4 protein-coding genes are annotated in these 5,088 nt (G+C 37.6%); 2 read left to right on the top strand and 2 right to left on the bottom strand.

Annotated elements, in window-relative coordinates:
* Nucleotides 1–323: 323 nt before the first annotated feature.
* Entirely contained in the window at nucleotides 324–1,577 is a 1,254-nt protein-coding gene (locus FCV43_RS09020; RefSeq protein WP_029203277.1) for an HD-GYP domain-containing protein, read from the bottom strand.
* A 645-nt stretch (nucleotides 1,578–2,222) separates the two neighbouring features.
* On the opposite strand from FCV43_RS09020, the gene FCV43_RS09015 reads away from it, so the two are divergent.
* The gene (locus FCV43_RS09015; RefSeq protein WP_136994943.1) at nucleotides 2,223–2,594 is read left to right on the top strand and encodes a hypothetical protein; all 372 of its coding nucleotides are present in this window, start codon (nucleotides 2,223–2,225) and stop codon (nucleotides 2,592–2,594) included.
* Nucleotides 2,595–2,659: 65 nt separating this feature from the next.
* The gene (locus FCV43_RS09010; RefSeq protein ID WP_102381650.1) at nucleotides 2,660–3,745 is read left to right on the top strand and encodes a restriction endonuclease; all 1,086 of its coding nucleotides are present in this window, start codon (nucleotides 2,660–2,662) and stop codon (nucleotides 3,743–3,745) included.
* 71 nt (nucleotides 3,746–3,816) lie between these two features.
* Here the strand turns inward: FCV43_RS09010 and FCV43_RS09005 are convergent, their stop codons facing one another.
* Nucleotides 3,817–4,944, bottom strand: a complete 1,128-nt coding sequence (locus FCV43_RS09005) for a DNA cytosine methyltransferase (protein WP_136994942.1) — start codon at nucleotides 4,942–4,944, stop codon at nucleotides 3,817–3,819.
* Nucleotides 4,945–5,088 lie beyond the last annotated feature (144 nt).

Genomic DNA, 5,088 nt, shown 5'->3' with positions numbered 1-5,088 from the left:
CTAAATTGTTAAAGAGCTTCTCTTCTTAAGTTGCTAAGCTTCCCTTGAAGAGGCGGCTATTCTAGCGGGATAAACGAGAGTGTCAAACACTTTCTCAAATTTATCTTTTTAAGCTAGAAGCCTAACTGACATTGCGCTTGAACCCTTGTGGGCTCTGCCGTGTCAGTGAGGACGCATTATAGGGATCGGAATCACATTAGCAAGCGTAAATAAGCATTTTTCTTGTAAAAAAGGTCTGATTGGACAAAAAAAAACCGACCTAGATATCCCCCACAACCCGGACACATCTTGAGCACAACTTACACACAAAAAGCTGTGGATAACTAATCATCACTATCAAAAAAGTAGGAAATACGTGAGCGAGGGTTCAAATACTCACGGACTTTATCTGGCAGCTTATTTGGTGAAATAGCATTTACTATTTTCAGGTCTTTCCCTGCGAGCTCAATAATAGGAGCTTGAGTTCTTGGCACATTTGCATCATACATTAGAACATTAGGATAAAGGATATTCTTTGAATTCACAGATATCACCAACCCAATCATGTCATTAGAAAGCTGAACCACAGTTCCTGGCGGAAAAACGCCCATGAACTTGATTAAAATGTTCAGATTTTCATTACTATAAAGGTGCTTACAGTTTTTATATAAATGAGATAAAGCTATATATGGGATTTTTTGCTCTGACGGTATATTAGGATGACAAAGATTATCAAATGCATTAGCGACAGCTACGATTTGCGCAAGCTCATCAATGCTATCCTCTTTTAATCCATTAGGATAACCAGAGCCATCATTCATTTCATGATGTTGATCGATGACCAATCTTGCACTTTCAGGGAAGTCATCTATATGGCTAGCTAAATCTAACCCATATTTGGTGTGTAACTTTAAATAGTTCTTTTCAGGTTCAGTGAGCTGAGTTTGCTTCCTAAGAATTGCAGTTGGGATTTTAATTTTCCCCATGTCATGGAATAACGCAGCAAAGGAAAGCTCTTTTATTTTTGCAGAATCATAACCTTTAGCTTTGCCAACCATCATCGAAATAACGGCAACATTTAATGCATGAAAATAGATATCTTCAAATTCACTTTTTCCGTTCATCAAGTGTAAAGTAACGCTATCGTCAGAAAGCAATTTATCAACAATATCTTCAATTAATAAGCTCGCCTCTCCCACTGCATCAGCAGGTCGATTACGAATTTTCACCATCACGGAACGCATTCTTGCCAAAGAACGTTCGAACTCTTTTTCGCAATTAATCACTCTTCGTCGATAAGAGCTCAACTTTTCAATCCTTTTCTCTTTTTCCTTCCACATTTTTTGAGCTTCAAGATCGATCTCTTTATCAGAAGAGGATGAATTCTCAATCTTTTGATTTGGTGGAAGAGGCTTTGTATCGCTTTGGCTAGGATTTATATAGACGTGCTGTATACCGAGGTGGCGTATAAGTTGGATTTGCTCTTGGTTTTTAACCTTAAAGCTATTAAACAAAAACGGGTGTTCATTCCATTTAACTGGAAGACGAATATGTAACCCCGGCTGAATACGATCCACTGTAATTTTTATACTTGCCACTATCTATACAACATCATTGAAAAATTCATTATCAACAATATTAGATGATCTAATTTTCAAAATCATCATTGTCTCACTTTTTAGCGGCATTCTTCCAAATAGGATCGAATCAATAAAAGTGATGTAAATAGTACTATTAAGGGAATTTGTTCAGTGTGTTTAAAATGTGTGAAAAAGTTCGAAGATTCTAGATACAACAAAGCCCCGACATGAGTCGAGGCTTTGCTATATAGAATATGGTACCGGTAGGCGGACTTGAACCGCCACGCCCGAAGGCAACGGATTTTGAATCACCCGCAATCTCTTTGAAATATCTATCAACACTTGCATTTTATTGGATCTTTTTTACATTCGGCAGGGATCGTGTTGGATTTAGTTTACAGGCGTTGAGCACAGAAACAGATAATTGCATACCACCATAACGTATCCTGTTTTTCTATTTCATCTACCACTTCCAAATAATCAAATGACATGCGCACCTAAGTTTTATCTAACTCTAAGATTATCGAGCGGTAATAGGTTCCGTCTAGATAACATACACAATCGATTGAACACAAAGAGCTTTATGTCTATATTGTTCCTTTCAATCAGTATGAATCAATGCTCATTTAAATTGCATTGATTCAAAAACAAAAGGAAAAATCTATGGATTACGAAACAGATATCATTCCACTGCTAAAAGAATACGAAGGAGCAACACTTCATAGTATATCAGGAAAGGCCGATTTGATCGTTGAGTTCGTTTCAGGGGAAGAGTATACAGTTCTATGTTCTGATGGAAATGTGTTTACGGAGACACACAGAAGAGCGAAAGCAGTTTTCGAACAACTCCAAGAAAGCAACGTCGTACATGCCGATGCCGCACTCGAGAACAGTGGCAGTAGACGCAATGTTCCAGAAACACTTATTGCAAACCTACCGTTTGTAGAGCATGGAAAAATAAACAGAAGAAAGCATCTCTTTCTCAAAACAGAAGAAACTCATGCTATCGGCACTCTAAAAGAGAACGACGAGTAAGAACTTAACCAACATAAGCTACCCCAGGCATGAAACAATAAACTAGCTAATTTAGAGATTTTTGTATGAGTACTATTCAGCTTACTGCCGCAAACTTGGTGTCAGCGATCAATTCACTGAGCAAAAACAACATCTATGACTACCCTACCAAAGAGACTCAAACAAAAATCATGATCGTGGAAGCAAAGCTTCCTGAAGGACCGATATATATAAAGCGCTGGAACCCGCACAAAGGTCAAACTCCTGAACACAAGAAAAAAGAACCGATCTCAACTCAAATGCTCTGGAGACTAGCTAGCGCATTAAAACCAAATAAACCAATAAATGTTGATAGAGTTTTTGGCGGAAGTTACAACACGCGTTCAGCCCTAGAGGTACTTCTTTTACATACACCACAATTTTATCTTTGCTTCCCCGGAAGACTCGACAAAATTGGGCCTGATACGAAAGTAAAAGAAGGGCACAAACATTTAATTTTCTGCCCAGATTCACCTCATAAAATGGGTAAAATGGAAATAAAAGAAGTAAACAACATGATCATTTCAGAGGTGGATCGTGAAGTATATTTTGATGCTTTGGAATTAAACTCAGCATCTAAAAGCAAAGAAATAGATGTTGAAGTTCAAAGACGCCATGCACAAATCCAGATTTTATTAGTTAAGTCAGCTGAAGCTATGGGATTAAAATCTTGGGTAGCCAGAAATGATCACAGTATTCAATATGACAACAAAAAACTGATAGAAATCGACTCTGTGATGAAAGATATGGCTAATACACCTGCCCTTCAAGGATACCCGAATGCAGCCCCAGCAGGAGATTTAATCGACTGTATTTGGTTCAGTGAAGACGGAAAAAAAATTCCAGCCATAATTGAGATAGAGCATAGTACAGGCGTTACATCTGGTTTAACTAGAATGAAAGGTTTTCTGAAAGAAGCCCCTGAGTTAGCACATATGACGTATATTGTAGCAGCACCTGATGAAATCCGAGAGCAAGTTATGCGAAAAGCGAACGTACCTCAATTTCAAGATATGAACATTAAGTACTTACCTTATTCAGCTGTCGAAGATATGTACCTGCTTTGTAAAAGAAATTTAAAAGGCATCGATAACATTAAGTTCTTTCACTCATTCCTAGAGACTGTCAACTAAAGTCAAAGAAATAAAGTGAATTAGTTAAGATCAAGTCGGAACTAACTCACCTTATTCAAAACAATAATTAGTTAACGAATCTTAGCCAAAAAGTCATTGATTGTATTCGCAATCCCTAAAGCAGCGACATATGGCACACCATTACCTATCGTTTTAAACATATTACTCAAAGTCATTGTTGGTGGTAAGGCAAATTCAACAGGCAAGGACTGAATGGCTAATGCCTCCGCAGCACTCAATCGTCGAGCCTCATAAGGATGCAAGTGAACTTCATTATTACCGTATGCAGCTGTAGGGGAATATCTCCAACGATGTAAGCGCTTAAAAGATTTTTTACCCACGTCACCTTCATATATTTCTTTAAATTTAGCTGACTTAGGCTTAAAAAAATGTATTGCATTAGGGTGCTTAGTGACATCATTTTTTTGAAACCAATGCTCAATAGTAAGCTCTTTAACTATGTTAGTAGGCATCGTCGTCAAGCTTCCTTCCGAAAAAGCTTCAGTTTCAGGCCACGAGTCTAACTTCAATGACTGCTCTAATGTATAAGTAGTTCTAGTTTCCCAATTGAACAACTCGTCATTAATCTCAAGATTTTCACATTCATGATCACTAAGCATGTGTTTAACATGTTCAATTTTAATACCGAATAATAAAATGCGATCTCTATCTTGAGCCGCACCATACCGAATACTATTAATGAGGTGATCGGTTAAAACATATCCATGATCTCTCAAAAGCGACTTCATTTCTTCGTAAAAAGCACGATGGCGAGTTGTACGCCACAAACCTTTCACATTCTCAAAAAGGAAAAAATCTGGTTTATGCTCAACTATAGATTCAATGTATGTTCTAGTTAGTTTACCGTTCTCACCTTCTTGACCTCGATTCTTACCCCCAACAGAGAAGTCAGGACAAGGAGGTCCACCAATAAAGCCTACAAGTTCACCCTCTGATTGAGATTTACGCACGCTCTCCTCAAGGCTTTCAGATTTATTACCACCGTTAACAAATTCTTCAATGCTGTTTAAGTAATAACCATACTTAGGCTCCGGCATATCCATGTTTTTTCTAGAATATTTATAAGCATCTAAAAATGGTGGGTGAAACTCATTGACGAAATCCACACTGAATCCAGATTTTTCAAAACCCAAATCTAAAAATCCAGAACCAGAAAAGAAAGAAAAGATAGTTGCCATTGAGGTTACAACCTTAAAAATATTAGTTAGCAGCCTCACTTCTGAAGCACAAGAGCCGCGATTTTACCCACCTTAAAGACAGAAAACAAAGTAAAGTGATATAAATACGGATTAACCCTAAATAACAACAAAGCTCCCCTGATG

The organism is Vibrio genomosp. F6 (genome assembly GCF_005146325.1).
Taxonomy (GTDB): Bacteria; Pseudomonadota; Gammaproteobacteria; order Enterobacterales; family Vibrionaceae; genus Vibrio; species Vibrio cortegadensis.
Note: the sequence above shows the minus strand (reverse complement) of the source record. Positions and strands in the feature narration are given on the sequence as shown.

Coding starts and splice junctions, on each gene's coding strand:
- FCV43_RS09015 (WP_136994943.1), top strand. CDS start 2,223: ATGGATTACGAAACAGATATCATTCCACTGCTAAAAGAATACGAAGGA.
- FCV43_RS09010 (WP_102381650.1), top strand. CDS start 2,660: ATGAGTACTATTCAGCTTACTGCCGCAAACTTGGTGTCAGCGATCAAT.
- FCV43_RS09005 (WP_136994942.1), bottom strand. CDS start 4,944: ATGGCAACTATCTTTTCTTTCTTTTCTGGTTCTGGATTTTTAGATTTG.